General features: G+C 71.2%; 25 protein-coding genes, 1 tRNA gene and 2 pseudogenes. 9 read left to right on the forward strand and 19 right to left on the reverse strand.

The features are described 5' to 3' along the window. Positions 1-130: 130 nt before the first annotated feature. From ACF09K_RS33620 to ACF09K_RS33670, 11 genes are all read right to left on the reverse strand, one after another. The gene (locus ACF09K_RS33620; RefSeq protein ID WP_392249134.1) at positions 131-1,888 is read right to left on the reverse strand and encodes an ABC transporter ATP-binding protein; all 1,758 of its coding nucleotides are present in this window, start codon (positions 1,886-1,888) and stop codon (positions 131-133) included. After that, on the reverse strand, positions 1,885-3,624 hold the full coding sequence (locus ACF09K_RS33625) for an ABC transporter ATP-binding protein/permease (RefSeq protein WP_392249135.1): 1,740 nt from the start codon (positions 3,622-3,624) through the stop codon (positions 1,885-1,887). Before ACF09K_RS33625 ends, ACF09K_RS33620 begins: the two co-directional genes overlap by 4 nt. Then, on the reverse strand, positions 3,621-4,514 hold the full coding sequence (locus ACF09K_RS33630; RefSeq protein ID WP_392249136.1) for a SagB/ThcOx family dehydrogenase: 894 nt from the start codon (positions 4,512-4,514) through the stop codon (positions 3,621-3,623). The genes ACF09K_RS33625 and ACF09K_RS33630 overlap by 4 nt, the downstream gene beginning before the upstream one ends. A gap of 389 nt (positions 4,515-4,903) precedes the next feature. Continuing rightward, positions 4,904-6,283 carry a YcaO-like family protein gene (locus ACF09K_RS33635; protein WP_392249137.1) on the reverse strand — a complete coding sequence of 460 codons (1,380 nt, stop codon included), beginning with the start codon at positions 6,281-6,283 and terminating at the stop codon, positions 4,904-4,906. Then, positions 6,280-7,761 carry a CocE/NonD family hydrolase gene (locus ACF09K_RS33640; RefSeq protein WP_392249138.1) on the reverse strand — a complete coding sequence of 494 codons (1,482 nt, stop codon included), beginning with the start codon at positions 7,759-7,761 and terminating at the stop codon, positions 6,280-6,282. The genes ACF09K_RS33635 and ACF09K_RS33640 overlap by 4 nt, the downstream gene beginning before the upstream one ends. Beyond that, positions 7,758-8,612, reverse strand: a complete 855-nt coding sequence (locus tag ACF09K_RS33645; protein ID WP_392249139.1) for a hypothetical protein — start codon at positions 8,610-8,612, stop codon at positions 7,758-7,760. Before ACF09K_RS33645 ends, ACF09K_RS33640 begins: the two co-directional genes overlap by 4 nt. Before the next feature lie 90 nt (positions 8,613-8,702). Continuing rightward, positions 8,703-8,816: a streptamidine family RiPP gene (gene amiA / locus ACF09K_RS33650; protein WP_256525211.1), complete on the reverse strand. Its 114-nt coding sequence runs from the start codon at positions 8,814-8,816 to the stop codon at positions 8,703-8,705. A gap of 58 nt (positions 8,817-8,874) precedes the next feature. Then, positions 8,875-9,696, reverse strand: a complete 822-nt coding sequence (locus ACF09K_RS33655) for an ABC transporter ATP-binding protein (protein WP_392249159.1) — start codon at positions 9,694-9,696, stop codon at positions 8,875-8,877. Positions 9,697-9,722: 26 nt separating this feature from the next. Then, the gene (locus tag ACF09K_RS33660; protein WP_392249140.1) at positions 9,723-10,730 is read right to left on the reverse strand and encodes a FecCD family ABC transporter permease; all 1,008 of its coding nucleotides are present in this window, start codon (positions 10,728-10,730) and stop codon (positions 9,723-9,725) included. Further along, positions 10,727-11,791, reverse strand: a complete 1,065-nt coding sequence (locus tag ACF09K_RS33665; RefSeq protein WP_392249141.1) for a FecCD family ABC transporter permease — start codon at positions 11,789-11,791, stop codon at positions 10,727-10,729. Before ACF09K_RS33665 ends, ACF09K_RS33660 begins: the two co-directional genes overlap by 4 nt. Before the next feature lie 92 nt (positions 11,792-11,883). After that, positions 11,884-12,861 carry an ABC transporter substrate-binding protein gene (locus tag ACF09K_RS33670; RefSeq protein ID WP_392249160.1) on the reverse strand — a complete coding sequence of 326 codons (978 nt, stop codon included), beginning with the start codon at positions 12,859-12,861 and terminating at the stop codon, positions 11,884-11,886. 84 nt (positions 12,862-12,945) lie between these two features. Here ACF09K_RS33670 and ACF09K_RS33675 point away from each other — a divergent pair, with 84 nt between their 5' ends. Then, complete coding sequence (locus ACF09K_RS33675) at positions 12,946-14,145, forward strand: hypothetical protein (protein ID WP_392249142.1); 1,200 nt, start codon at positions 12,946-12,948, stop codon at positions 14,143-14,145. A 285-nt stretch (positions 14,146-14,430) separates the two neighbouring features. Here the strand turns inward: ACF09K_RS33675 and ACF09K_RS33680 are convergent, their stop codons facing one another. Next, entirely contained in the window at positions 14,431-14,622 is a 192-nt protein-coding gene (locus tag ACF09K_RS33680) for a hypothetical protein (RefSeq protein ID WP_392249143.1), read from the reverse strand. On the opposite strand from ACF09K_RS33680, the pseudogene ACF09K_RS33685 reads away from it, so the two are divergent. From ACF09K_RS33685 to ACF09K_RS33700, 4 genes and pseudogenes are all read left to right on the forward strand, one after another. Beyond that, positions 14,600-15,414, forward strand: a pseudogene (locus ACF09K_RS33685) (integrase core domain-containing protein); the annotation flags it as partial. The gene ACF09K_RS33680 and the pseudogene ACF09K_RS33685 overlap by 23 nt on opposite strands. Before the next feature lie 58 nt (positions 15,415-15,472). Beyond that, entirely contained in the window at positions 15,473-15,880 is a 408-nt protein-coding gene (locus tag ACF09K_RS33690) for a hypothetical protein (RefSeq protein WP_392249144.1), read from the forward strand. Continuing rightward, positions 15,877-16,842, forward strand: coding sequence for an IS5 family transposase (locus tag ACF09K_RS33695; RefSeq protein WP_392249145.1), 966 nt, complete (start codon positions 15,877-15,879; stop codon positions 16,840-16,842). The genes ACF09K_RS33690 and ACF09K_RS33695 overlap by 4 nt, the downstream gene beginning before the upstream one ends. Then, entirely contained in the window at positions 16,839-17,237 is a 399-nt protein-coding gene (locus tag ACF09K_RS33700) for a hypothetical protein (RefSeq protein WP_392249146.1), read from the forward strand. Before ACF09K_RS33695 ends, ACF09K_RS33700 begins: the two co-directional genes overlap by 4 nt. An 8-nt stretch (positions 17,238-17,245) precedes the next feature. On the opposite strand, the gene ACF09K_RS33705 is transcribed toward ACF09K_RS33700, so the two are convergent. After that, complete coding sequence (locus ACF09K_RS33705; protein ID WP_392249147.1) at positions 17,246-17,653, reverse strand: hypothetical protein; 408 nt, start codon at positions 17,651-17,653, stop codon at positions 17,246-17,248. A gap of 85 nt (positions 17,654-17,738) precedes the next feature. On the opposite strand from ACF09K_RS33705, the gene ACF09K_RS33710 reads away from it, so the two are divergent. Next, complete coding sequence (locus ACF09K_RS33710) at positions 17,739-18,146, forward strand: hypothetical protein (protein WP_392249148.1); 408 nt, start codon at positions 17,739-17,741, stop codon at positions 18,144-18,146. Then, positions 18,113-18,679, forward strand: a pseudogene (locus tag ACF09K_RS33715) (transcriptional regulator); the annotation flags it as partial. The gene ACF09K_RS33710 and the pseudogene ACF09K_RS33715, both read left to right, overlap by 34 nt. Before the next feature lie 175 nt (positions 18,680-18,854). On the opposite strand, the gene ACF09K_RS33720 reads toward ACF09K_RS33715, so the two are convergent. Further along, complete coding sequence (locus ACF09K_RS33720) at positions 18,855-19,511, reverse strand: TetR/AcrR family transcriptional regulator (RefSeq protein ID WP_392249149.1); 657 nt, start codon at positions 19,509-19,511, stop codon at positions 18,855-18,857. A gap of 132 nt (positions 19,512-19,643) precedes the next feature. Here ACF09K_RS33720 and ACF09K_RS33725 point away from each other — a divergent pair, with 132 nt between their 5' ends. Next, positions 19,644-20,654, forward strand: a complete 1,011-nt coding sequence (locus tag ACF09K_RS33725; protein WP_392249150.1) for a hypothetical protein — start codon at positions 19,644-19,646, stop codon at positions 20,652-20,654. Between the two features lie 602 nt (positions 20,655-21,256). Here ACF09K_RS33725 and ACF09K_RS33730 read toward each other — a convergent pair. Both ACF09K_RS33730 and ACF09K_RS33735 read right to left on the reverse strand, forming a co-directional pair. Further along, the gene (locus ACF09K_RS33730; RefSeq protein WP_392249151.1) at positions 21,257-21,604 is read right to left on the reverse strand and encodes a DUF952 domain-containing protein; all 348 of its coding nucleotides are present in this window, start codon (positions 21,602-21,604) and stop codon (positions 21,257-21,259) included. Continuing rightward, a complete protein-coding gene (locus tag ACF09K_RS33735) occupies positions 21,517-22,896 on the reverse strand; it encodes a hypothetical protein (protein ID WP_392249152.1) in 1,380 nt (459 codons plus the stop codon). Before ACF09K_RS33735 ends, ACF09K_RS33730 begins: the two co-directional genes overlap by 88 nt. A 376-nt stretch (positions 22,897-23,272) precedes the next feature. On the opposite strand from ACF09K_RS33735, the gene ACF09K_RS33740 reads away from it, so the two are divergent. After that, the gene (locus ACF09K_RS33740) at positions 23,273-23,572 is read left to right on the forward strand and encodes a hypothetical protein (RefSeq protein ID WP_392249153.1); all 300 of its coding nucleotides are present in this window, start codon (positions 23,273-23,275) and stop codon (positions 23,570-23,572) included. A 354-nt stretch (positions 23,573-23,926) separates the two neighbouring features. Here the strand turns inward: ACF09K_RS33740 and ACF09K_RS33745 are convergent. The 3 genes from ACF09K_RS33745 to ACF09K_RS33755 all read right to left on the reverse strand — a co-directional run. Further along, positions 23,927-24,046, reverse strand: a tRNA-Gly gene (locus ACF09K_RS33745). 319 nt (positions 24,047-24,365) lie between these two features. Continuing rightward, positions 24,366-25,223: a polysaccharide deacetylase family protein gene (locus ACF09K_RS33750; protein ID WP_392249154.1), complete on the reverse strand. Its 858-nt coding sequence runs from the start codon at positions 25,221-25,223 to the stop codon at positions 24,366-24,368. A gap of 81 nt (positions 25,224-25,304) precedes the next feature. Next, positions 25,305-25,766, reverse strand: a 462-nt coding sequence (locus ACF09K_RS33755; protein WP_392249155.1) for a hypothetical protein, incomplete at its 5' end; no start/stop codon positions are given.

The raw sequence follows: 25,766 nt of genomic DNA on the forward strand, positions 1-25,766 counted from the left end.
CGGTACCGCAAGAGCCCTGATCCACCCACCTATGTCGCAGGCGTGGGAGGGCACCGGCCGCCCGGGCGAACAGCACCACAGCGCCGAGGTCGCCACCAGCACTACCACCGAGGAGACCCGCGGCCCAGGCTCAGGGGGCAATGTCGGGGAGGCTGCGGTTGAGTGCGCTGTCAGGGCGGTCGGTGAGCTCCCCCCAGGTACCCTCCTCAACGATGCGACCGGCTTCAAGGACAGCGATCCGGTCGGCCCGGCGGATGGTGGCGCGGCGGTGGGCGATGACGACGGTCGTACGGCCTGCCTGATGGAGCGCGGCGGCGAGGCGGGCATCGCTCGCGTTGTCCAGGTGGGCGGTGGATTCGTCCAGGATCAGGACTCTCGGCCGTGTCAGGAGGGCGCGGGCCAGGGCGATGCGAGCTCGCTGCCCCCCGGAGAGGGTGGAGCCGCGCTCACCGACCAGGGTGCTCATCGGGGCAATCTGGTCGACGCCGCACAGGCGGGCTGTCTCGGCGAGGAGGTCGTCGTCGGCTTCGGGGGCGGCGAGCCGCAGGTTCTCGGCGAGGATGCCGTGGAAGAGGGGTGTCTCCTGTCCAACCAGCGCGACGGTGCGGCGGAGTTCGGCGTCGCTCACCTCGCGCAGGTCGATGGGGTCCCCGTCGGCGGGTATCAGTTGGATCTCGCCCTGGATCGGGTCCCAGAAGCGGGCCAGGAGGTGGGCGCAGGTCGACTTTCCGGCGCCCGAGGCACCGACCAGGGCGAGCGTCTGCCCCGCGCGGACCGTCAGCTCGACGCCGTCGAGGACGGGGCTGCCGCCGTAGTCGAACTTCACCTGGTGCAGACGGATGCCCAGCGGTCCGGGGGGAAGCGGGCGGGGTGCGGCGGGTGGCGGGGCAAGCGCGGGAGCTTTGACGGCCGCACCGACACGGGATGCAGCGGCACGTAGGGACACGGCCTGGCTCAGGGAGCGGGCCAACTCCGCGACGGGGCCGAGGACGGCCAGGGCGAGCGCCATCGCCGCTGGTACCCATGCGCCGTGCAGGTGCCCCGAGGTCATGGACTGTGCCGCGGCGACCACTACGCCGAGGACGGCCCCCACGATGAGGAGATCGCGGACCGCGGCGGCGAAAACTTCCCAAGTGGCCTCGGCGCGCTGGGCGTCCCCGACCTGGCGTCCGCGCTCGGCCAGTCGGCGTCGGCGGGCGGAGAGGGTGCCGAAAGCGAGCAGTTCTCGCAGTCCGTCGATGCTCTCCACCGTGTCGGCGGAGAGCGTGGCGACGGCCGTACGGGTACGGGAGCCACGTACCGAGCGTCCGCGTGCGTCGGCGAAAGGGGCCGCCGCAAGCAGGGCCGCGATCGGCAGGACCACCGCGAGCAGCCACGGCTCCAGCACGGTGAGGACCGCCGCGCCGCCGGTGAAAACCGTCCCCGCCGCCAGGAGCTGGGCGGTGGTGTGGGCGTAGAAGAACTCCAGTGCCTCCACGTCTGCCATGGCGGTGGCCGCGAGGTCCCCGCTCCGTCGGCCCGCGACGCGGGCGGGTGCGCTGCGGGCGAGCCCGTCGAAGACGCGTACCCGCAGCGCGGCGAGTACCCGATACGCCAGGTCGTGCGAGAGGTCCATCTCGCGCCAGGTCATCACGGTCCGTACGAGGACCAGGGCGAGCAGGGCGATGACGGTGCCGGCTGAAGGTGCCTTCGTGTCGATGACGGCTGTGCCCACGGTGTGGGCGGCGAGCGTAACCAGCGCGACGAGCGAGCCTTGTTCGAGGAGTGCGGCGGCGCAGGTGCGGGCCGTCATGGCGCGGTGCCCGGCGAGGGCGGGGAGAAGGGCACGCAGTGAGCCTCGCTCGGGCACATCTGTCTCGGTGGTGACGGTGTCACTGGCGTGGCTCATGCGGCGAGTTCTCCTTGGTGGATACGGCCGGCTTCGACGAGTCGCGCGTAGATGCCCCCGGCCTCGACCAGGCCGGCGTGGTCGCCCATGGCGTCCACCCGCCCCTCGTCGAGGACGACGATGTGGTCGGCGTGCCGGACGGCGGCGAGCCGGTGGGCGATCACCAGGACGGTGCGGTCACCGGCGGCGTTCAGTAGTTCTCGGACGATGTCTGCCTCGCGGCGTTCGTCGACCGAGCTCGTCGCTTCGTCGAGGACGAGCACGGGTGCGTCCGCCAGAAGGGCCCGGGCGAGTGCGAGACGCTGTCGTTGCCCGCCGGACAGGGTGGCGCCGCGTTCCCCGAGCACCGTCTCGTAGCCGTCGGGGAGGGCGGCGATCTCGTCGTGGACGCCGGCGCTGCGGGCCGCCGCCGTCAGGTCGCCGTCCGTGGCATCCGGCCGGGCCATGCGCAGATTGTCGGCGATGGTGGCATGGAAGAGGTACGTGTTCTGCGACACCACGGCGATGCCCTGCCGTAGCGCGTCGAGGGAGTACTGGCTGGTGCGGTGCCCGTCGAGGGTGATCCGGCCTTCGTCCGGGTCGTGGTGGCGCAGGAGCAGGGCGAGCAGGGTGGACTTGCCCGCGCCGGAGGGCCCGACGATCGCGGTGGTGCGTCCCGCCGGTGCGGTAAAAGAGATGTCGTGAAGGGCGGGCGTCGACGCGCCGTCATAGGCGAACCGGACATTTTCGAAACGGAGTTCAGGGGGTGCCAGCCAGTTTGCGGGTGTCGTTCCGGTGTCGGGGACCGCGGGTTCGGCGGTGCGCAGCGTTGCGATCCCGTCTGCGGCCGACACGCCAAGGTATCCGGCGTGCCACTCGCGAGCGAGGTCGCGGACCGGCCGGAAGCATTCGGAGGCGAGGAGCAGCACCAGGTAGGTGCCGGTCGCCGTGGTGGATCCGCTGACGGCCGACCAGCAGGCAAGGAGCGCCGCGGCAGCGGTGCCGCCCTGGATGGCGAGGTCGGTAATGCCGGTGTCGACCAGGGAGACGCGGAGTTTGGCGACGGTCGCCCGGTGCAGCGCCGCCGAGCGCCTCTCCAGGCGTTCGCGGGTGCGGCCGACCGCGCCGGCGGCACGCAGAGCGGGCATTGCCTGCAGGGCTTCCAGGTAGTCGGCGCCCAGATCTTCGTACGTGTCCCAGTGTTCCTTGCCGCGGGCGGCGAGGAGGCGGTCCCAGGCCCGGGGGCCGAACAGGGCGAGAAGCAGGGCGGGGACGAGTCCCAGCAGCGCCGTTGGTTCCACTGCGGCCAGGATGGCAAGGACCAGGGGCGGCACTATCAAGGTGATCAGGAGTTGGGGCAGGTAGCGGGAGACGTAGGCGTCGACACCCTCCACGCCGTCGACGAGGGTGGTGCGGACGGCTCCGGCGCGTGCGGTCGTCAGGTATGCAGGGCCCAACATTCCTAGGTGGGAAAGGAGTTCGTCCCGCAGTGCGACTCTGGCCTCGGACCCGGCGAGGGTGGCGGTCCGCCGCTGCCACGTACTGAGCCCGGCGCGGGCGGCGACAACGGCAAGCACTGCGCTGAGCAGCCATGGGAGTCGTCCCGTGTGACCGCGGGCCAAGTCGGCGAGCGCGAGGGCCAGCAGAGCCGCCTGCGCCAGATGGGTGAGGGTGACGGCACCTTGCAAGAGAGTGGCGTTGAGCAGAGGGCGCCGTGCGCGTCGGGCAACGCGGCGCAGCTCGGGGTGGACGCTCACGGGGTGTTCTCCTTTTCGGCGCGAAGGGTACCGAGGGCCAGTCCGTGGACGATCCAGTCCTGGCCGGGTGCGGCGCCCAGTGCGGCACCGAGGTCCGCCTGCTGCCAGGACCCCACGGGCCGGGCGGCCAGACCGTGACGGCGGGCGGTGATGTGAGCGAGGTGGACGGCGAATCCGGCCCGCAGGTGGGTATGGCGGATGTGCGCCGCGTCGGCGTCCGTAGGGCAGCCGCGGGCGAGCAGGACGGCGCCCGCGTCCGCGATCCACGCCTGGCCCGCTGCCCAGGCCGCGAGCGTCGGGCGGGCCTCGCCCGCCGCGCACCGGCGCAGTGTCGCGCCGTCGGGGGCCAGTTCCATCAGGCCGGGTCGAGGGGAGCCGACAGCGGCGCACCACCGCAGATCGCCGCCGCCGGCACGGGCAGCAGTGGTGAGGATCGCCCGTAGCGTCTCCGGTGCCGGGGTGCCCGGCAGCGGGGGCGGAGCACTGCGACGGACGAGGAGTTCCTCGGGCGTGGGCGCGCTCGCCGACAGCAGGGGGCACAGGAGGCCGTCGGCCCGGTGCACCGGGCCAGGCGGGGCGACGTGGACGGAGGCGAGGGGCTGCTGGGAGCCTGCGGCCAAGCGGAGCCCGGGCTCCCCCGCGCCCAGCGCACGGCTCGCGAGGAAGAGCGCGGCGGCGGCGTGTCCGGTGTCGAGGAGCAGCAGCGGCCAGGCGCGGTGACCGTAGTGGGAGACCGTACGCCGCGCGGTGACGGAGAGTTCCGCGGTCACGCCCGGCGGCGTGCCGCCGGGGCGCCCACCGAGGCGGTGCACACGGTGGCGCAGCGGGTCGTAGCCGTAGCGACCGGGCGGCAGGGAGCAGCCGGCGCCGACGACGAGTTCGGTGTCCACCGGGTGCAGCGCACCGGCGGAGGGGGCCGGGCGCCGTCGTCCCGAGCTGTCCGAGGCAGCCAGGGAGAGGCGTAGCAGGGTCTGCAGATCGAGTTCGGCCGGGTGGCCTTCCGGGATCGGCAGTGACCCGCCCTGCCAGGCCGGGGTGGCTGGCCCTGCGGATGTGTCGGGATCGGGGCGCTGTGCGGAGCGAGCGTGCCCGAGAGCAGCGGCGAGGTCCACTGCACGGTCCTCCCCTACGTGGTCCCTGTCCACCGGACGGCCCTCCTCGAGGCGTTTCGTGTCCACCGGACGGCCATCGGCGAGGTGTCTCGTGCGTTCCGGGCGGTCCTCGGACAGGCGTTCTGTGTCCGTTTGGCGGTTGTGGTCGAGATGTTCCACGGTCGCCCTCACATGTGGGGCGGAGGCGCCAGCGTGAAGTCCTCGGGTGCGCCCGGTGCGGTCGTACGCCAGCCCCGTCGCACGGCGGTCTCGGCGAGCCGGGGGCAACCGAAATAGCCGAAGGCGGCGGGGGCATTGGGGAGGAGTCCGGAGACGAGGACCCTGGCCACTCGCAGGGGTGTTTCCGCCACGTCCTCGGTGGTGAGGTCGAACGTCATGAGACGGTGGCCGCCCGCGCGCAGCGCATTCTCCAGCCGATCTCGGCTGCCGGGCTCGACGGCGTTGACGGGCACGCTTGCGTGGGCGGGTTCGGTGAACCGCCTCGCTTCGTCTGCCATCCGTTCGTCCAGCCAGACCTGCACGTGCGCACCCAGGTCCCGCACGTGCTCGAACCGCTCGCCGCAGGAGTCGAGGTACCGGCCGTCAGGGCGGTGCTCCAGATAGAGGCCGCGGGCGAGCAGTCCGGCCTCGACAGCCTGGAAGACCCAGCCGTCGGAGTCCGTCAGGCCCTGGGTGAAGACCCAGGTGTGGACCGCTTCGAGTACCGCCTTGCGGGCAGCCTCGGCCGGGTCGTACTTGCAGGCGAAACCGGCCGCGTACAGACCGAGAGCGGGGTCATGGACGAGCGCGGCCATGCACGGGGCGAACTCCGAGGGCATCTCGACGAGGTGGACGTCGAGCGCGGATCCGGCCAGGTCGTCCATGAGGCCGGGCACGCTGGCCGGGTCGATGCCGCGGGTGGGCCCGTCAAGGTGCCACCACAGTTCCAGGGCGTCACGTTCGACGATCTCCAGCAGGCCGCGCTCGACGGCGTCGTCGAAGCCCTGCCCGGTGGCTATGCCCGCGTAGTTGAGGTGGTGGGTGCGGGGCAGTTCGCGCAGGTCTCCCTGGCGCCAGTTGAGGTGGGTGAGGGCAACAGGTGCCCAGACCTCGGTCGTGCGTCCGTCGGGCAGTCGCTCGGTACCGCGCGTCCACAAGGCCGGGGTGTCCGCGGTGAGGGGGCGGTAGGGGAACTTCTCCCGGCTGTACTGCCACGGCGCGTAGGCGGGCAGGTCGTCGGGGCCGTACAGCCGCAGGCCTTTCTCGGTGAGTTCGGCTGCGGTCGCGCGCAGGGGAGCGTCACGGTGGCCGGGCGGGGGCACACGGTTGCCGCAGTACCGCTCTATCCCCTCGGCTATCGCGGCGATCCGGGCTTGCTCGGGGTCGCCGAAGGTCGTGCCGAGAGAGACCCGGTCGGCGGGCCACAGACCGAGTCTGCGGGCGTCGGACACCTCGGCGGTGAACGCGGTGTAGCGGGGCGGGGCGCCCGTGAGGTGTTCGACGGGTTCGACCTCACGGATGATGCCGCAGACGGGGTCGACGAGTGCTTCCAGCGGCAGCGCCGTCATCGCAGGATCTCCTTGGCGGGATCGGTGGAGGTGGGGCGGAAAGGGAGGACGTGCAGGGTCAGCGTCACGCTCGTCGGGTCGACTTCCCGCCGGGAGGCGAGCAGCCGGTCGGCTGTGATCGGGTCGTCTCCCGTGTGGGGATTACGGGCGTGGGCGGGGAAATGGTGTCCGGCGATCTCGAGCCGCAGCCGCGTGCCGGCCCGCAGCCGACGCGTGAGGCGGCCGAGCCCGAGGGTGAGTTCACTGGCGGCCGGTTCCTCGCGGCGCAGAACGCCGACGGCGAGTTGCTCGGCGATCCCTTCCGGTGTGAGGGCGACGAGGCGGGCAGCCCAGTCGGCGGACGGGGTGTCGGAGGTGGCCCGCAGCCGTATCCGCACAGGCCCCACGGCGTCGAGCGGCCGCAAAAGCGGCGGGGTGACCAGGAGGCAACGGTCAGGTACTCCCCCGGTGGGTACGGTGAGGTCGTCGGAGCGGACCGGGCGGTCGGGGTCGGCGGTGAAACGAGAGCCGTGCAGCAGCCGCACCCGCTGTGTACGCGGTTCGCCCTCGGTGCCGGCGGGCAGCCACAGGTCGGCGTCGCCCAGCGCCTGCGCGCCGTGGCGGCCGGGGGTGAGGTCACCGGCCAGGGCGCGGTGGGCCCACCTCGCGTACAGCTCGCCGAGGACCATCCGGTGGGCGGGGCCGGCGTCGGATCCGGGCATGGTGAGGAGACCGTGCCCCCAGGGGCCGAGGAGCAGGCGGGCCGAGGGCCCTCCCCAGGCACGCCACAGCGCCAGGGTGTCCTCGGTGAAGTGGTCGTGATGGCCCCCGACCACGAGCAGAGGCACGTCGGCGTCCGCCGCTCGAGAGACGAGTCGGCCGCGCTCACGTTGCCGCCACAGTCCTGCCCAGGACGGCAGGATTCGGCCCAACCGCTTGGGAAGGCCGGTGAGCGGCAGGTGGGTGAGCAGGCCGGGATCCGCGGCGAGGGCCTGCTCCAGCGCACCCTCGTCCGAGTCGTGCCGGTCGCCGTGGGCGGCCCACCAACCGGCACGGGCCAGCAGCCGTTCCACACCGGAGGGCTCGCGCGCGGTCTCGGCGGCGCCCAGCGCAGGCACGGCGGCGATGACGGCGTCCGGCCGGACCGCCGCCTCACCGGGCGCTTCGAGGGCGAGAACGAGGGCGCAGTGGGCGGCGTAGGAGGCGCCGACAGCGACGTACCGGCCGTCGCTCCACGGCTGTCGCCGGATCCATCGAGCCGTCACCGCGCCGTCGGCGGCTTCGTTCTCGTAGGGGTGCCACTCCCCCGGCGAGGCGAACCGGCCCCTCACGTCCTGGACGACGGCGGCGAACCCGCGGCGGGCCCAGCCGCGCGCTTCGGCCAGGTGCCGGACGCGGTCGTAGGGGGTGCGGATGAGGACGGCGGGAAAGGGGCCGGAGCCTTCGGGAAGGTGCGCATCCGTGGCGAGACCTGCAGGGGTCGCATGGAGAGACGTCATCCGTCCTTCTTCGGCATCGAAGCGACGACGGGCACTGGCAGAACGGGGTGCTCGGTGACGGTCAGCGTGCGCAGGTCCACGTGTCGCAGTCGGCGCCGTGCCGGGAAGCCGGCCGTGTCGGGGGGCGCGGTGGCCCACCGGGCGAGATCGTCGGCCAGCAGGGCCGCAAGCAGTGCGGCGGCGGTAACGGTGAGCCGGGCCGGTGCGCCTGAGGTACGAGGTCCGCTCCAGTAGGCGGACAGTTCGCGGTGGGCGGGAGTGGCGGCGAGTCGGCGGGCCCGTACGTGGGCTGCGGTGACGTCGCCGGAGGTAGCGGCGAGGGGTTCGATGTACGCCTGCCAGCCCTCACGGTGGCAGCGGAGCCAGGCGACCTCGTGCTCGGGCAGCTGGTCGGCGGCCTCCCAGAGCCCGTCGGGGACGGGTCCGTCGAGACACCACACAACGGCGGCGGGGCTTTCGTCGAGGAGGTCCTCGATCTCCACCCGCGAGGGGCCGGGGCCGGTCGGGGCGGGTGTCGTTCGGGGCTCGGCTCCCAGGGCGGCCAGGTGCACGGCCAGCGGCCGGGTCAGGGCTGGGGCGCCGAGGAGGCGGATGTCGCGGCGATCGGCGGGCCACTGCGGAAGCTGCGGCTCGTCTGCCAGGTAGCCGGCCTCTTCGAAGGCCCGGACCACACGGCGTAGTTCCTTGTCCGGCGGGGCGCTGTCCGTGCCGGAGAGCAGGGAGAGCAACGCGCTCTCGTCCCCTTCCGGTGTCCTGACGCTGAGGAATTCTCCTTCGGTGGTACGGACGGCGAGACCCCGCCCGGGCACGGCGACGATTTCGACACCGGGTACGAGCCGGCTGCGGGACACGACGATCTCCTGTCGACAGGGGCTGAATGGGCATGGGCCCGCCCATAAGGCAACGGGCGGGCCCACGGTCGAGGGGGGTGAGGCCCTCGCTTACTCCTCGGTGTCCTCGAAGGGGTTCTCGACGAGGGCGTTGGAGTGGGTGGCCGAGGCGTGGGCCAGCTGACCCGGGTCGGCGATCGGGGTGAAGATCTGCTCGTTGTCCATGAACTCTCCTTGTTCGGAAGGGAGATGAGGCGTTCGGATGAGCGCCACAACCTGAACGTTAATGGAATTGATTTTCATTTTCTAGATCATGGAGGGGGTGATCTGGGTAACACACGGGCCACCCGCCCTCGGGGTCCCGGCCCACCCGGCCGGCCACCTTCAGCACGTCCGCGAGCAGTCCCGGCGTGACGACCTCCTTCGGTGCCCCGTCGGCCACCACACGGCCTTCACGCAGGGCGACGACGCGTTCGGCGAACCGGGCGGCGTGCGCCAAGTCGTGCAACACCATCACCACCGTGAGCCCGCGTTCCTCCCGCAGGCGGACCACCGTCTGCAGCACGTCGAGCTGGTGGTGCAGGTCCAGATAGGTGGTCGGCTCGTCGAGCAGCAGGATGCGGGTGTCCTGGGCGAGCGCCATCGCCAGCCGCACCCGCTGCCGCTCTCCCCCGGACAACGCATCAACGTCACGGTCGGCCCACTCCTGCACGCCGACGTCGCGCAATGCCCGGCGCACCACAGGGTCGTCACCCTCGCGCAGCATGCCCAGCGGGCCCCGTGCCGCGTACCGCCCCTGCCGCACCAGATGGCGGACCGTCATTCCCGGTACGGCGGGAGCCGACTGGTGCAAAAGCGCGACTCTCGCGGCCGTGGCCCGGCGGGAGAGGCCAGCGAGGTCGTCCCCACCGAGCAGCACGCGTCCCAGGTCCGGCCGCAGCAACCCGGCGGCCAGACGCAAAAGGGTCGACTTGCCGCAGCCGTTGAGTCCGACGAGCGCTGTCAGTTCCCCCGGCCTGACGGTCAGGTCGACTCCCCGCAGCACGGGTCTCGCGGGGTAACCGAAGTGGACCCCCTCGACATGTATTCCCATGGCCTCGCTCATGGTCATGCTCAGTCCTCCGTCGACTCTCAAAATGTGCTGCTCGGCGTGCGATGCACGACCAACAGCAGCAGGACGGCGCCCAGGCAGGCAGTGAGCGCCCCGACCGGAAGCGTGAGCCGCCCGGCGTCCAGCGCCCCGGCCAGCAACCGTGAGGACAACTGCGCCGCCGCATCCGCCCCGCACACGACGACCGCGCCCAGCAGGGCGGCACCGGGAAGACTCGCCCGCAGATCCGCACCGAAGACGGCGACGGCCAGATGCGGGACAAGCAGCCCCACGAAGCCCAGCGCTCCGACGGCAGCCACCGCACCTGCCGTCAACGCCACCGCGCACAACAGGGCAAGGCTGCGGGCCCGCCGCACAGGAAGCCCGGCAGCCAGGGCGACGCCGTCACCGCAGCGCAGCAGGGTCAGCGGCCCGGCAAGCAGCCAGGCCGCGGCCCCCCAGACCAGCGCCCACGGCCACAGCAGGTGCCAGTGCTCCCACACCCGGCCCTCCGTGGTGCCCACCAGCCACTGCACGACGCTGCCGAGTTCACCCGGCTCCACAAGCAGCACCATGGCGGTGAGTCCGCCCAGCACGGCCGATACCAACACCCCGTGCACGGCGGTCTGAGCGGGGTCGCCGCCTTTACGGCCGGCCAGCAGCCAGAGCAGCAGCGCTCCGGCGCATCCGCCCGCGCACGCGGCGAGCACCACAGCCAGCGGCGAGTCCCACCCGGCGAGTCCCAGCGCCGTCGCAGTGACGGCCCCCAGAACCGCCCCTGGTGTCACACCTGTCACTTCGGGGCCGGCAAGGGGGTTGCGCAGAGCGGACTGCAGGATCAGACCGGCCACGGCAAGGGACGCGCCCGCCCCCAAGGCCACCAGCATCCTGGGCAGCCGTAACTGCAGGAAAATGTGATGCTCCGTCGCATCACCGCCGCCACCCAGCACCTCCCAGACCGCGCCCGGCGACATGCCGCGTCCGGCCACCAGTTCCACCCCGACGCACACGGCAACCAGTGCCGCAAGAGCCGCGAAACGCCGCCTCACCGAGCTTCCTCCGTTCCAGCCTTCTCCACAGGGGGCAAGAAGGCGCCGCGGGCCTCGGGCATACCGCGAGGCACCGGACCGGCCGCCGGCCTGCGCCCGCCGGTGCGGCCACGGCGGCGACCCGCTCGCATCAACGCGACCCCGGCCGGAACTCCCAGCAGGGCCGTCCAAGCTCCGGCCGGGGTCTCCACGGGTGCCAGCACCAGCCGGGCGGGGAGATCGGCGACCGTCACGACGACCGCACCCCACGCGGCGGACCATGGGAGCCAACGCACCGCTCCCGAGCCGACGTTGAACCACCGGGCCAGGTGCGGGGCAAGGAATCCCACCCACGCGACAGGTCCGCACACGGCCGTGACGGGCGCGATCAGCACCACCGCGATGGCCAGCGCGGCCAGCCGGGCCCGTCGGACACGCACTCCCAGAGCCTCGGCGTCCTCGTCGCCCAGCCTCATCACCGAAAGTACCGGCGCGCAGAGCACGAGGGCGGGGACAGCGACGAGCAGCCACGGCCACAGCCCCGCGACGTCGGCCCAGGTCCGGGCGGAAAGGGAACCCAACAGGTAGCGGTAGATGAGCTGAAGGTCGAGCTGATCCGCCATGACCATCAGGACGAGGAGCGCGGCCTGCAGCGCGGCCGCGACGGCGGCGCCGGTCAGCAGCACCGCGGACGGGCTGCGCCCGAGCCCGGCGGCGAGCAGCGTCAGCCCGCCACCGAGGACGGCGCCGCCGAGGGCGAGGACGGGCTGGACCGCGGCAGGCAGCGACAGGGCCAGCACCAGCGGCGCGGCCACACCCAGCGCCGCCCCGGAGGAGACACCGAGCATTTCCGGCACCGCCAGGGGGTTACGGAGCGCCTCCTGGAGCACGAGCCCCGCCGCCCCCAGACAGGCTCCGGCGATCAGCGCCAGCACCAGACGTGGGAGGCGGAGTTCGGTCACAACGATCCCGGCGAGCGTGGCGTTCCCGTCCAGCACCACGCCGACGAGCCGGTGCGGCGGAACGTAAGGGGTGCCAAGACACAGCGCGCAGACCGAAGCGGCAATCAACAGCCCGCTCACCACGATGAGTTGCCGCGTCCGCGCCCGAGGCGGGTACCGCCGTTCCCCACCCGCCGGGCCGACCGGCGCGGCAGGAGCCGGTGAGGGCGCCCTCACCGCAGCACGGCCGTGGCCTCGTCGAGGACGATGCCCATCGAACGGGTACCGCGCCCCTTGGCCCACACTTCTGAGTTCACCTCGTGGACGTCGCCGTTCCTGACAGCCGGGATCTTGCTCCACAGAGGGTTCTTCGCCAGCTTCTCCGAGAGTTTGCCGTCCGCGCCGCCGAAGCTCATCGTCTCGACGAACAGGACATCGACCTCTTGGACGAGGATCTCTTCGAGGCTGTAACTTCCTTCCACCCCACGGGACTTCCAGGGATAGTCGGCGATCTTGGGGAACAGGCCGGCGGTCACGTCACCGCCCGGAGCCGCGACACCGAAGTTCTCGTCGCTGCCGTAGATGATGAGGGCAGTCTTGTCGCTCGGGGTCTTCTCAGCCTTTGCGAGCTTGAGCCGGAAGGCCCGTTCGGCCTTCTCTCCCTCGACGGTGCGGCCGGTCAGGGCTGCGGCGTCACGCAGGTAGCCGACACTGTCCTCCCAGGTCTCGGGCTGCATGGCCCAGAACGTGGTGGCGCCCTTCAGTGCGGGGGCGAGCTTGCCATGGGTGTCCCCCAGCCCGATCACGAGGTCCGGCTTGTGCGAGAGGATCGCTTCCACCTCCGGGGCGATGAATCCGCCGGGGACGACGTCGACCTTCTTGGCCCCGCTTTCCCCGAGGAAGCCGGGATGGGCGAGCAGTGCGCTGTTGGTGGCCGTCGGGACGATGCCGAGTTCGGTCAGGATGTCGTCACAGAGCGCGAACAGGCAGACGATCCGCTCCGGCTGCTTCTCCAGGGAGATCTTGACGCCGTTGACGTCGGTCAGCTCGGTCGCCGCCCTGATGGGTTCGACGCCGACCTCGATCTTCGCGGTGGGCCCGGTCTTGCCGCTAGCGGACCCGTCAGGGGCCGAGCCGCAGCCGATCAGGACGGAACCCGCCACAGCCGCGGTAAGCCAACTACGGACGAATCTGGACGGTGCGCGCAGCATCGACGCTCTCGCTTCCTCTTCAGGGATCTGGAACGCACCGAACATACATGATAATCATTTTCATCAAATAGTCCTGGAGGACCCGTGAACGCTGCCGCTTCCGTACTGCTCGTCTCCGACCACGTGGCCGGTTCCGTGTATGCGGTGACCGTGCCGGACGGCACCGTCACCGGACACCTCACCGGGCGTCATCTCTCCGAACACGCCGGGTTTTTGGTGCTGCCGGGAGGGCGAGTGGCCTGCGTGGACGATCGCCGGGGCGAGCTGCTGGTGCTCGACCCCTTCGGCGGCAAGCTCGTGGAACTCGCGGTCCCGGTCGCCGTGCCCGCCGAGCATGTGGCCTGCGATCCAACCGGCCGCCGACTGGCCGTCACGACCGGCCTGGGCGAGAACGCGGAGCCGTGGTCGGACCTTCTGACGGTCGTCGACCTGGCCACCGGGGAAGCCGCTCGGGTACGCACACGTGTCGGCGAACCGGGCGTGACGGTGCTGGGCGGCGGCGATCCGCTCGTCGTACTGCGCCACAGGGAACCGGGCGCGCTGGCGGTCCACCGGTTCGCGGAGCTCCTTGCCGCCCCGCCCGGCTGCCCGGTGGTGACGCCCCACGCCCTCCTGCCTCTGCCGGACGACGGGCACGGCGACGCCCAGGACCCCGGCTCCGGGCAGGTGTTCGCGGCCACCGGCACAGGAGTGCACTCGGCCCGAAGGAAGGGTGACGGGCTCGTGACCGAGACGGTGATTCCCTGGGAGTCGCCCGCCCGGGGTTGGTATCTCCGCTTCGACACCCGTCGGCGGGCACTGTGGACCACGCTGCGCGGGGGCACTCCGGACCCGTCGCGGTGGCCGGAGTGGACCAACCAGGCATGGCACCACGAGCTGGATACAGGCCGCACGCTCCTCACCGAGCTCGGTCCCGGCCTGGTCTTCCGGCTGGCGCTCGCCCGGAGCAACACCGCCTTCACCCGCGTCCACCCCGACGGCGACGAACTGGTGCTTCTGGGCGCCGACGACACCCTTCGCCGCGTCTCGCTCCCCGCCATGGACGGCGCGCCACGGCGCGGCTGTACCCCCTGGGAGGGCGTGGAACGCCGAGCGGTGGCCGCCTCACCGGGCTCCGACTGGGTGGCCGTCACCCGTGGCGGTCACGGCGAAGTGCACCTCATCGACATGGAGACAGGACACGAGGCGAACCGTCTGGGGCTGAGCACTCCGCTGCACCATGGCGGCCACGTGATACTGCTCAGCCGGGATGACGACGCTGACGGCGATCCCGTAGGCCGTTGACGCGGCGCCGGCAAGCAGGGACCGCCGAACGAAAACACGGCCGACCATCACACGGACGGTAACCGACGCGGAAGACAAGGGCGGCACCAACCCGTTGCACGTCGCCACAGAGGGCGAGCCCTACCTGCTCGAGGTCGTCACCGCTCCCCCGCTCACCATCCGCACCTGACCAGGTGTTCACAGCGGAAAGCAGCGGTCCTTCCGCAGGGCCCGGGCGGGCCGGAGCACCGCAGCTGTTGCGGTCCCGCTCACACAGTCACCGAACTGTCGGTGTGGTGAGTCCGTTCATGCACCGACCGTGCCGGTCAGCTTGATGAGGGCCTCGGCCACCGGCCCCGAGGACGCCGGGTTCTGGCCGGTGATCAGGAGGCCGTCCCGCACAACGCAGGGCTGCCAGTCCTCGGTCCTCGAATAGTCACCGCCGAGGCGCTCCAACTCGTCCCCGACCAGGAACGCGAAGAAGTGGGACTGTTCCAAACGCCGCGGCCGCACCGGTCGGCCCCCGGCCCCGGCCTCGCTGAAGAAGCTCGTCCTGCGCCTGGCCGAGGAGAATCCGAGGTGGGGCCATCGCCGGATCCAGGGCGAGCCGGCCCGGCTGGGGCACCCGATCCCACCGTCCACCGTCCGGCAGATCCTCAACGATGCGGGCACCGACCCGGCCCCACGCCGCTCCGGCCCCGGCCGGCGCACGTTCCTCACCGCCCAGGCCGAGGGGATCATTGCCGCGGACTTCTTCCACCTCGACACCGTCCCGGGCAAGCGCCTGCATGTGCCGGCGTTCCTCGAACACGGCACCCGGCGCCTGCACCTGACCGGCGTCACCGCCCACCCGACCGGCCAGCGGGCGGTGCAGCAGGCGCGCCACCTCGCCGCTGACTTCGGCACACGGACGGAGTCCCCGCGTTTCATGCCGCGCGACCGCGACACCAAGTACACCGAGGCCTTCGACGCCGTCTTCCCGTCAGAGGACGTGGAGGTGCTGCTCAGCGCCCCCGGGCGCCGCGCATGAACGCCCACTGCGAGCGCGTGACCGGCACGATCCGCAGGGAAGCCCTGGACCATGTGCTGATCGCGAACGAGGCCCATGCGCGCCGCGTCCTCGGCCAGTACCAAGATCACTACAACGGGCACCGGCCTCACCAGGCCCGGGACCAACTCCCGCCCGATGTGAGCGAGGAACCCACCACCGAACGCCAGCACGGCCATTCCGGCAAACTCCTACGCACCCGCATCCTCGGCGGAGCGGTCAACGCGTACCGATATGCGGCTCGACCAGCAGCGATGACTTTCCAAGCGGCACAGCAGGAAGGACGGGCAGGGTTACTCCATGAGTATCCTCTTGGTCCTCGTACCTGTCCTCGTCGGGCTCTGGTGTTATCCACTGTTCGACGGGAGATGGCGCCGCAGTCCCCTCTGGTTCGCCGTGACCGCCGTGATCCTCCTGCTGGGGACTGGGATCACCTACCTCATCGGCGCCCTCGCCGGCGGGCTGGACACGGAAGAGGAATGCCACAGCGCAGGCCAAGCCTACGACTCGGCGTATCGCAGTGCGCACTTCCGTGAATTCGGGCGGTGGTACCCGCTGCACGAGAAGTGCCACGCGGGCTACGACCTGGTCCCGGCCTGGGTGAACACCACCCTGCTCGTCCTCCCCGTCCTGGCCGCACTCTGCCTCGCGTACTCCGTCCGGCTGGCCGTCATTCATCGCCGTACCAAAAAGAAGGAATCTTCATGAACGATGTGAGCAGGCGCCGCGTAGTTGGCGCCGCCGGGGGCCTGGCCGGGGCTGTCGCCCTCGGCGGGCTCATGGCCCCGGCTGCCGTCGCCGACTCCCCGCCGGGCCGCTTCGGCAATGCGTCGACCAAATGGCGCGGCAGCCGCTCAGCCAACGGCTGGGAGATCCTCGACGAGGCGGAGCTGCACCCCATCGAGGGAAGCGACCGGTTCAGCGGGCATCAGGGCGCCTACGACGTGCGGGAGATCGTGAACGCGATCCTCTACCAGGGGCGGACCGGTTGCCAGTGGGCTTATCTCCCGCACGACCTGCCGCCCAAGAGCGCGACCTACTACTACTTCGCCGTCTGGCGGGACGACGGCACTGATCAGGTCATCCATGAACTCCTGCGCTGCCAGGTCCGTGAACGCGCCCGCCGATTAGAGGACCCGACCCTGGTGGTCCTGGACACCCAGAGTGTCCACGTGGCCGCCGGGGTCCCTGCTGTCACGACCGGTCACGATCCGGCCAAGCGGGTGCCCGGCCGCAAGCGCGGCCTGGCCGTGGACGTCCTCGGCCTGGTCATCGCAGTCGTCGTCCTCGCCGCGAACACCCACGACAACGCCGCGGGCGTCCTCCTGCTGGACCAGGTCGCCGAGCACACCGGCGGCACCGTCCGCAAGGCCCTGGTCGACCAGGGCTTCAAGAGCCAGGTCGTCGTGCACGGTGCCGGCCTGGGCGTCGACGTCGAGATCGTCGCACGCAACCCGCAGGACAAGGGGTTCGTGCCGCAGCCGAAGCGGTGGAGGGTCGAGCAGACCTACGGGATCCTGATACTGCACCGGCGCCTGGTCCGCGACTACGAGTACCGCCCCTCCTCCTCCGCCTCCCGCGTCTACTGGGCGATGACCCACGTCATGACCCGACGCCTCACCGGCACGAACACCCCCACCTGGCGCGAGACGCAGACGGCAGCAGCGTGAACCTCCAGCCCCTGCTCGACGTCCTGGAACTCCAGGAAGACGCCGCCCGGGCCCTGGCCGACGGTCTCCGTGCACAGATCGACGACCTGCAGAGCCGGTTGCAAAAGGCCGAGACCCGCCTCGAACACCTCGCGATCACCCGCAGGACCGTCACCGGCCTCGCCGACCGGCTCCCGGCCGTCGTGCCGGACCTGCCCGAGCACCCGGACTACCCCCGCATCCTCGACTCCTTCAACCACGCGACCAGGCCGCTACGGGCCAAGGACGTCTGCGAAGCCCTCGGCCACGAACTGCTGCCGAAGAACGTCGAAGGCACCCGCGCCAAGCTGAGACGCCTGGTCAAACTCGGCATCCTCACCGAGGCCGGCACCGGCCGCTTCGCGAGAAAGCCGTAGCCGGGCACCTATGTCCCGCAATCGCCGGCCACAATCTGGCGTGCGTACTGGTCCTCCGGGCCGATGTCCGCAACTACCTTCTGAGCTTCTCGCACCCGACCCGTCTCGCACATCAGTCGAACAAGGACGTACAGGGCGTCACGGTCGCCGTCTTCGGCGCGACCACACAGCGCCGCCTCCATACCCCGCTCTCGAAGCGATCTGTTAAGTCTTCGACGTGCGTGGCTATCCGTGAGGGCGCGCTTCGTAAGTTCTGAAATCCGTTCCGCTCGGACCAGCAGATCCATGTGCCACAGATGGTTGTCGTGCATGTCCGGGTCGTCGGAGAAGCATTCGGCGTGAGCGCTCACGAGCGCGATCGCCTCGTCCCGATCTCGAAGTTGTTCCGCCGCCCGAGCTCGCTCCAACCAGTCCACAAGACGAGTATCGCCTGTGGCCCCACTGGACAGCGCCTTTCGAAGTAACCGCTGATGAGCGCCCCTCAAGACAAAAAACGCCCAAATGATCACGAACCGCCCTCTCAGGGCTTGCTGGAATGAATCGCGTCAGGGCAATGAGCACGAGCACTCCCTGATAGCGGCCAAGCCGTCCGGACTGGTCAGAAGGCTGTCCGGGTTCATGTCCGAGACCGTGTCCAGGGGCCGAACAGGACTGGAGGCGACCTTGTGCGGTGCCGTGGCCTCAACAAGGATCCTGGACGTGGAGAGCCGGGGAGAGTTATCGCCGCAGGACACACGGAATGCCGCCGAGTTCGTTGAGCTGCTACGGAGACTCAAAGAGCAATCGGGGTTGACGTACCGGCAGATAGAGGAAAGGGCGGCCGAATCCGGCGAGGTACTGGCGCGCAGCACCCTGGCCGATGTCCTCGGCGGGAACACCAGGACCAGCACGGCACCGCTCAGCGCCTGATGTCCTCGGCGACCGACGGCCTGGAGGCGAGCGGGCTTCACACCGAGGCCACGGCCGCCGCCTACGCGCAGATGCTCTGCACCGTGGCCTACACCGCCGCCCGGGCCGGACGGCGCACCGAGGCCCTGGCGATGACCGAGGAGGCCCGCCGCGCCGCCCGCCGCCTGCCCCAGACCGCTCCACCGGGCCGGCTGCTCGCCATCAGCCCGGCCGCCGTCGACCTGTACGCGGTCGGCGTGCACTGGGCACTCGGCGACGCCGGCGACGCCCTGGACGCCGGGAAGAACCTTCGGCCCGAGCAGTTCCCGACCGCCGAACGCAAGGCCCGCCTGGGCACCGACATGGCGCGCGCCTGGTGGGCCTGGCAGCGGCCCGAGCAGACCGCCCGCGCCCTGCTGGACGCCTACCGGGCCAGCCCCGGCGAGGTCCGCGACCGGCCCGCGATCCGTCACATCGTCACCGAACTCGCCGAGCGGCACCCGCGCACCAGCGGCGTACGCGAACTGCGCACCGCAGTGGCACAGGCCCTCTGACGCCCGTTGCGACGCCCCGTTTGAGACGGCATACCCAACAGCGGCTCACTCGGCGGCGGCCGGCCCGTCGGGCGCAGCGGTTTCGGCGCCGTCGGGGAAGCAACGCTGAAAAACCTCAGTGGTCCCGTGGGAAACGCTCACTGATTGTTCAGCGGATGCCCCGGTTGGGTCGGCTTCACGGCTGGGTGCGTTGCTCGGCGGCGTCGAACGCGGGCGCGAGCGGGGCCAGCGCCGTGCGGAGCTGGTCGGGCAGTGGGCCGGAGGGCACGACCAGTCCTCCGGCGGCGAAACTCTCGGCGGCCTCTGCCTTCCCGGCCGGCCGGAGCCAGCCTTCCAGCGCGATGCGAACCGCCGCGGCCACGCTTGCCGCGAGGACGCGGGCCGTGTGCGATTCGGCGTCGGCCAGGCGTTCGGCGATCACCGCCGTGAGGGGGAGCTCGATGCCGGCGGTGGTGTCGAGGAACGCGTCGCGCAGCGCGGTGTGGGTGGTGATCAGCAGCAGCGCCTTGTGTTCGCGCTCGCCGGTGTTCGTGTACTGCTCGACCACTGCTTCGGTGACGGCGTCGGCCAGGCGCACTCCTGCGGGCCGGGCCGCGACCGCCGCCGCGATGCGCGCCTCCCGGTCCGCGGTAACAGCGGAGACGATCGCCTGCTCGCGGCTGGCGAAGTAGTTGTTGTAAGTGCGCGGCGAGACCCCGGCCGCCTCAGCAATGTCCTCGACCCGCACCCGGTCGGGTCCGCGCTCCACGGCCAGGCGCAGGGCCGCCTCGCGTAGCGCCTCGCGCGTGGCCTGCTTCTTCCGCTCCCGCAGCCCTCGTGGTGGTGTCGTCACGACGTCAGCGTTCCACACAGGGCTACGCACGCGCAAAATTGCGCTTACGCAAATTTGCGTGCACGCATTTTCCCTGTCAGCCTCGACCCGACCGAGACCGACAGGGAGGACGTCATCATGCGAGCAAGAGGAATGACCTACGACACCGGATTCGTCGTGCACGGCCAGATATCCCGCGAGTACTTCGACCCCGCGGTGGTCCGGCGCGAGCTCGCCATCATCCGCGACGACCTGCACTGCAACGCGGTCCAGATCATCGGCGGCGACCCGGGCCGACTGGAGTCGGCCGCCGGTGCCGCCGCCGAGCTCGGCCTGGAGGTCTGGTTCTCGCCCTATCCGCTGGAGCTGGATCCGGAGCAGATCCTCACGTTCTTCCGCGACTGCGCCGAACGAGCGGAACGGCTCCGGCAGCAGGGGGCCGCAGTCGTGTTCGTCGCAGGGGTCGAGCTGAGCGTGATGAACCGCGGGTTCCTGCCCGGAGACAGTCCCGAGGAGCGGGTCGAGCAGTTGATGAGCCAACCCGAGCGGCGGGCCGAAGCGATGCGCGAGCTCGGCGTGCGCATCAACGCATTCCTCCGCGACGCCGCGGCCACGGTCCGCGAGTGCTTCCAGGGCGAACTCACCTACGCATCCATCCAGTTTGAGCAGGTCGACTGGACTCCCTTCGACTTCGTGACGTTCGAGCTGATCCGCTCCGCCGAAGTCGCCGACCGGTTCCGGGACGCGGTGCGCGCCCTGGCCCAGGGCTTGAAGCCACTCGCCATCACCGGGTTCGGCACCGCGGCCTACCGTGGCGCGGGAGACCGCGGCGGGCGGGTGCTGGAAGTGGTCGAGCACGACCCCAAGACCAAGGCCCCTGTACGGCTGAACGGCGTATACGAGCGTGACGAGGCCGGCCAGGCCGCATATCTGAGTGAACTGCTGGAGATCTTCGAGACCGAGGGCGTGGACAGCGCGTTCGTGTTCCTGTTCGCCTTGCCCGGCTACCCGCACCGCCCGGACGGCGACCCCAGGGACGACCTGGACCGGGCCGGCCTGGGCATCGTCAAACTCCTCGAAGGGCGCACGGGACAGACCTACCCCGACATGGAATGGGAACCCAAGGCCGCCTTCACCGCAGTGGCGCAGCGGTATCGGAGGTGACAGGACCCGCGCACGATGACCACGGCTCGGGATCTGCACCGCGGCGCAGTGCAGATCCCGAGCAGATGGAAGCGGTATTCGCCGAACTCGCCGCAGCCCTCGCGCCGGTATATCGCCGCCGTGACCTGCGGGCCAACAGCGTGTTGTACCTGCGCGGGTCACTGATGCCGGGCGTTGCGGGCAACTGCTGGTCGACCGCGGAGACGGTCGGCCTGGACCGGCCGTATCGCCTGCGCCACCTGCTCGAACGCGCCCACTGGGAGGAGGACACCGCGAGAGACGTGGTGCGCGCGTTCCTGACCCGGCACCTCGGCACCCGGCACCTCGGTGCCGACGGCGGGGTCCTGATCTTCGACGTTCCTGGCGGTTGCAGGTCTGGTCGGTCTTGTCCGGGACGGTGCAGCGGTTCGCCGTTCTCGTCGGGTGTGGCGTCCGCGCACGCCGTCTCCCGCTCCTCGGGGAGCGACGGCGTCGGGCCGGACTTCTCCCGGGCGGGCCGCTGCGCCTCTTCCGGGTCCTGCCACCACAGGGTCAGCCCGCCCGCCGCGGTCACCAGGACCAGCCACACCGCCGCCGCCCACCGCGTCACCTGCGGCCGTCCGTCACCGCCACGGCTCCACCCGGGTCACCGCGTCCACCGGAATCGGGCCGTACACCTGCGGGAACCTCTCAGCCCCGGTCTCCAGGGCCTCGTACCGCACCGGCGCCTCCAGCCGCGCGGGGTCCACGACGAGCGCCGGCGTGCTGCGGCCGTGGACGTGCCGCGGCTCCCGCCCGGCATGGAGGACCCCGGGATCGATGCCCGCGGGGAAGCCGGCCGGGCGCCGGGCGCCGTATCGGCAGGCGACAACGCAGGGGCGGTCTACTCCCCCGCCCCCTCGGCGCACGCCGACCGGATCTCTTCCAGCAGTTCCGGGTAGTGCTCGCCGTAGGTGTTCAGGGCGTGCCACACCGCGTCCAGTGCCGCCTTGAGCGGGACGGGCTCGGCTGCCGCCAGTACCGCGGGGAGGGCGAAGTAGGGCTGTGCGATCTGCGAGGGTTCGCGCGGGCTGCCGCAGGTGTGGACCACCACGGCGGCCTCGTGTCCCGTGCCTGCGGCCGGTGTCGTGCTCCGGTCGGCGGGCGCCGCCGGTACGAGCGCGCCCAGTCCCCGGCCGAGGCCCGGCCGGCTCGGTGTGCCCTCCCCCGACTGCGTGGCCGAGACCCACTTCCTCTTTCTTCCGGCCGTCACCGCCGCAGTGGCCTGCTGCTGGTGCAGCGCCCGGTCCGCAGGGATCGGCGGCCGGTACGGCGGTCGCTCCGGAGGTATCGCCTCGAGCACCGAACGCTCCGGTACGCGCGGATCGCAGCGCAGGGTCTCCCACATCCGGGTCGTGTCGTCGAACGGCGGCGGCAGCGGACGCTTGTGCGCCAACGCGGTGAGCGCCTCGGCGACCCACGACACGTCGGTCAGGCCCGCCGCCTCGCAGGCCCGCCGCGCGGCCAGCAACGCCACCGCACGCTGAACGCCTGGACCCGCCGCGTCGAGGGCGTGCACCAGGTCGCTGTCGAAGCGGAGCAGACCGAGGACGTTGCTCTCGCGGGCGTCGCGCAGTGCCTGGCTCGGCAGTCGTCCGCCCCACTGCCACTGCTCGTGGTGCACTCGCCGTTCCTCGGCGGCCCGTTCCTGCGCCTGGCGGGCCAGGCGCTCGGTCTCGGCGCGCTGCTCGGGGGTGGGCGGGGGCGGAAGGTCGCGCGCGTAGCGGTGCCAGTACGCGGCGTTTTGCGAGGTCTGGCGGACGACCCGGTCCGGGCGGGGTGGCGCGGGCCAGAACTGCAGGAGGTAGCTGTCCGCCTGCGGCTCCCCTCTCACTCGGGTGTCGCGTTCGCGTCCCCGGTCCATCCCCCGGGCGCAGTACCGCACCCGGTAGTCGGTCCGAGGAAGGTCCAGGTCCCACGCGGCCTCACCCGCCCACTGCACCAGGCTGGTGCGTTCCGACACCGGCCGGAAGGACACCTCCACCACGTCCTCCCAAGCCGGGTCCAGCGCCGGGGGTGTGTCGTGGACCTCCACGACGAAGCCGACGTCGCCCGTGTGCAGTCCGGTGTGCAGCCAGAGCGCGCCCGGGACCGCGGCCCCGCACAACCCGCCGTTCTGGCCCGCGAACGCCTCCGGGAGACCCGGGGTCGTGCCGGCCGGATCGCTCTCGACGTAGATCTGACCGTAGTGAACGTGCACCTCGCCCGTGACCGGTCTGCGCACAGCACCCCCTCGTCCAGGACGGCCTCGAAAGCCCCTTGTCGGGCAGGCCGTCACCTGTCCCGCATCATGCTGCAGACCACTGACAACCGGGCCGACGAGGCCGTGAGGCCGGCGACTGCGCCGGCGACGGCTGCCGGTCGAGGACGGGCAGCCGGCCGAACACGCCGCGCACCGGCACAGCGATGCTCCGGCCCGACTCGCGCACGGCGACGACAGCCGCGAGACCGGGGCAGGGTGGGCGGTGGCGGAGAGGAGCAGGGCCGCGAGCACAGCGGCGGCGACCGCGGTTCGGGTGCGGCGCACGGCCCAGTCCTCACCGGATCACGCACAGTGGCGCACCCGCCGGCCTGCGCAAAAAACCCGGATCTTCCAGGCCGTGCCCGGACAGCTCCCGCGCGACGTGCCCGTCATCGACCTCCTCTCCGCACACAAGTGGCAGAAGGACTGCACCAACGAGAAGGTGCCCGGCGTCGGCCTGCTGTCGATCCGGCAGGCATCGGGCGCGAAAGACAACAAGGCGTCGAACAGCTGGTGGGAGGCCTGGCTGGTCCGGGACGACAACACCGTGCTGTCCATCAGGAACTGGACGGGCATCCATGGCCCCGGGAAGGAGGGGCCGCCGCTGAAGACCTACCCGCTGACGAAGGCGCAGCTGCGGCAACTGGCTTTGGAATAAGCCCTGTTGGCCTGAGTGACCCCGCGCGGGAGGGGGCGGTGCGGGGAAACCTCCGCACCGCCTCCTCTGCGCGTGCCGTACTCAAACAGCAGGTTGCCCGCGAGCACGGCGTCGGCCTGGTCGGACCCGTCCGGGCCAGGAGCACCCGCCAGTCCCGCACGGGCACCGTTTTCCACCGCGAGGCGTTCACCATCGGCTGGGACGCGAAGCAGGCACCTGCCCGCGGGGCGAGGTCAGTCGCCGATGGTCGACGCCGCCTTCTGGCTCTGTTCACGAGAACGGGTTCTGGCACACCTTCTGTGGATCTGGCGCGGGGCGGCAGGTCCGTGCGCCGTGCTACGTCCTGGCCGGCTGCGGTGCCGACGGGATGTGAACCCGCGAGACAGATGGGAGCAGGTCCGCCCCGTCTCCGTCAGTCGCCGTGGGAGGGACCTCGCCCACGGCGATCGCAATGGACCGCTCTGCCACGGCACCGCAACCTGCGGCAATGCGCGCACTCCCGCTCTGGCCAAGCGTAGAGACATCATTCTCCGCGGACGAATCTTTGTCCGGTCGCCGGCAACCGCTGCCACGTATCCGCAGAAGTCGTGCCAGAACCCGAGACGCGACAGCGGATGTTCACCGCTTCGGGAGGCACCACGGTCGGTAGCTGTTCGAATTGCTGGTCACTGCGCTGGCACCGCACGGGCCGGCCGCGCTGTGGGGCGGGCTCGGCTCGGCGACGCTCGTGTCCGTGTCCGTGTCCGCCTCGGCCGTGGCCGCGGAGAAGGACCGGGGGGCGGCGCGGTGATCGTCAGAGGTAGTCCTCCAGGCGGGCCACCGTGAACCCCTGTTCCTCGATGTGCCGCAGGAGGTTGGCGGTCATCTCCGTCACCGTCGTGCCCTTGAGCTCGGACGGGCCGCGGAAGTGCGCCAGGATGATGTCGCCCGGCCGGAGCTTCTCGCCGGGCAGCTGGTACTGCATGTTCTTGATCTGCATGGACTCGCGCCACAGCACGATCGCCTCGATGCCGCAGGACGCGGCGGCGGTGCGGGTGGCCTCGTTCCAGTTGCCGTAGGGCGGCCGGAACAGCCTGGGCGCGGTGCCGTAGTGGTCCTTCAGCCGGCTCTGCTGGCCGCATATCTCCCGCGTTTGGGCAGCGGGCCCCAGGTCAGGCAGATTCGGGTGGGTCAAGGTGTGGTTCTGGACGCCGTTGCCGAGGGCCTGGAGGGGCTTGAAGTAGCCGTAGTCGGACCGGATGGCGGCGTCGGTGAGGAACATGGTGAAGGGGACGCCCAGCTCTCGCATCATCGTCAGGAACCGGGGGTCCTTCTCCGCCCCGTCGTCGAACGTGAGGAAGACGATCTTCTCCTCGGTGGGTATCTCACTGATCACCGGCACCTGCCCCGCACCGGTGCCCGGCAGTGCCGGCTTGGTCGCCGGCGGACCCGGCGGGGCGGCCGGCGGCTCGATCCCCCACTTGCGGTAGGCGGCCGCGCGGTCGGGCCCGCCACCGGCCGCGGGGGACGGGTCCGCCGTGGGGCGGTTCGGCGTGGTGCGCTCCGGCGTGGTGCGCTCCGGCGCGGCCGACGACTGCGCCGTACACCCGGTGACGGCCACCGCCGCCAGCAGCCCCCAGGCCAGCAACGCCCGCCCGATCCGCCCGTCCATCCTGCCGCCCCCCTAGGGGGTGTGTGATGTCGTGATCACGCGGTGGTCACGAGGCCTCCGGGACAGGCCGAACCGCAGAAATCAGCCCAACCAGTAGTGCTCGACCTTGTCGAACCGTCTGGCGTGAAGGTCGTCGCGGCTGATCAACCAGCTGATGTCGCCGTCCATCCAGTCGTACTGGAGCGACTCCATGTTGAAGGTCGCGAGGTGCAACAGCGGTTGTCCGGGCAGCTCCCGCCATGCCCGGTCGTAGACCTCGTCGAACCGCTCCGGGGCGTCCCTGAGTTCGCGGACCGCCTCCTCCCGCAGGCGCTGGAACGCCTCTGTGCTCTTGTCCCAGCTGTGGTGGATGTTCCCCTGCACTCCCCGCAGCTTGTCGGTGCTGTTGTCCATGGCCGGTCTGACGCCGACCTTGGCGGCGTACTCCTCGACGGCGGCCTCCAGCCGAGCGTGCCACTCGGCTTCCTCCCCTTCCGGCTCACCCCAGATGCCCCCGTGGTCCTCGCCGATGAGCCAGGCGTGGGCGTCCCATGCGTCGTTGTG

The sequence above is a fragment of the Streptomyces sp. NPDC014882 genome, from assembly GCF_043081325.1.
GTDB lineage: Bacteria > Actinomycetota > Actinomycetes > Streptomycetales > Streptomycetaceae > Streptomyces.

Coding starts and splice junctions, on each gene's coding strand:
- ACF09K_RS33620 (WP_392249134.1), bottom strand. CDS start 1,888: ATGAGCCACGCCAGTGACACCGTCACCACCGAGACAGATGTGCCCGAG.
- ACF09K_RS33635 (WP_392249137.1), bottom strand. CDS start 6,283: ATGACGGCGCTGCCGCTGGAAGCACTCGTCGACCCCGTCTGCGGCATC.
- ACF09K_RS33640 (WP_392249138.1), bottom strand. CDS start 7,761: ATGACGTCTCTCCATGCGACCCCTGCAGGTCTCGCCACGGATGCGCAC.
- amiA (WP_256525211.1), bottom strand. CDS start 8,816: ATGGACAACGAGCAGATCTTCACCCCGATCGCCGACCCGGGTCAGCTG.
- ACF09K_RS33655 (WP_392249159.1), bottom strand. CDS start 9,696: ATGAGCGAGGCCATGGGAATACATGTCGAGGGGGTCCACTTCGGTTAC.
- ACF09K_RS33670 (WP_392249160.1), bottom strand. CDS start 12,861: ATGCTGCGCGCACCGTCCAGATTCGTCCGTAGTTGGCTTACCGCGGCT.
- ACF09K_RS33690 (WP_392249144.1), top strand. CDS start 15,473: ATGAGTATCCTCTTGGTCCTCGTACCTGTCCTCGTCGGGCTCTGGTGT.
- ACF09K_RS33695 (WP_392249145.1), top strand. CDS start 15,877: ATGAACGATGTGAGCAGGCGCCGCGTAGTTGGCGCCGCCGGGGGCCTG.
- ACF09K_RS33710 (WP_392249148.1), top strand. CDS start 17,739: ATGATCACGAACCGCCCTCTCAGGGCTTGCTGGAATGAATCGCGTCAG.
- ACF09K_RS33725 (WP_392249150.1), top strand. CDS start 19,644: ATGACCTACGACACCGGATTCGTCGTGCACGGCCAGATATCCCGCGAG.
- ACF09K_RS33750 (WP_392249154.1), bottom strand. CDS start 25,223: ATGGACGGGCGGATCGGGCGGGCGTTGCTGGCCTGGGGGCTGCTGGCG.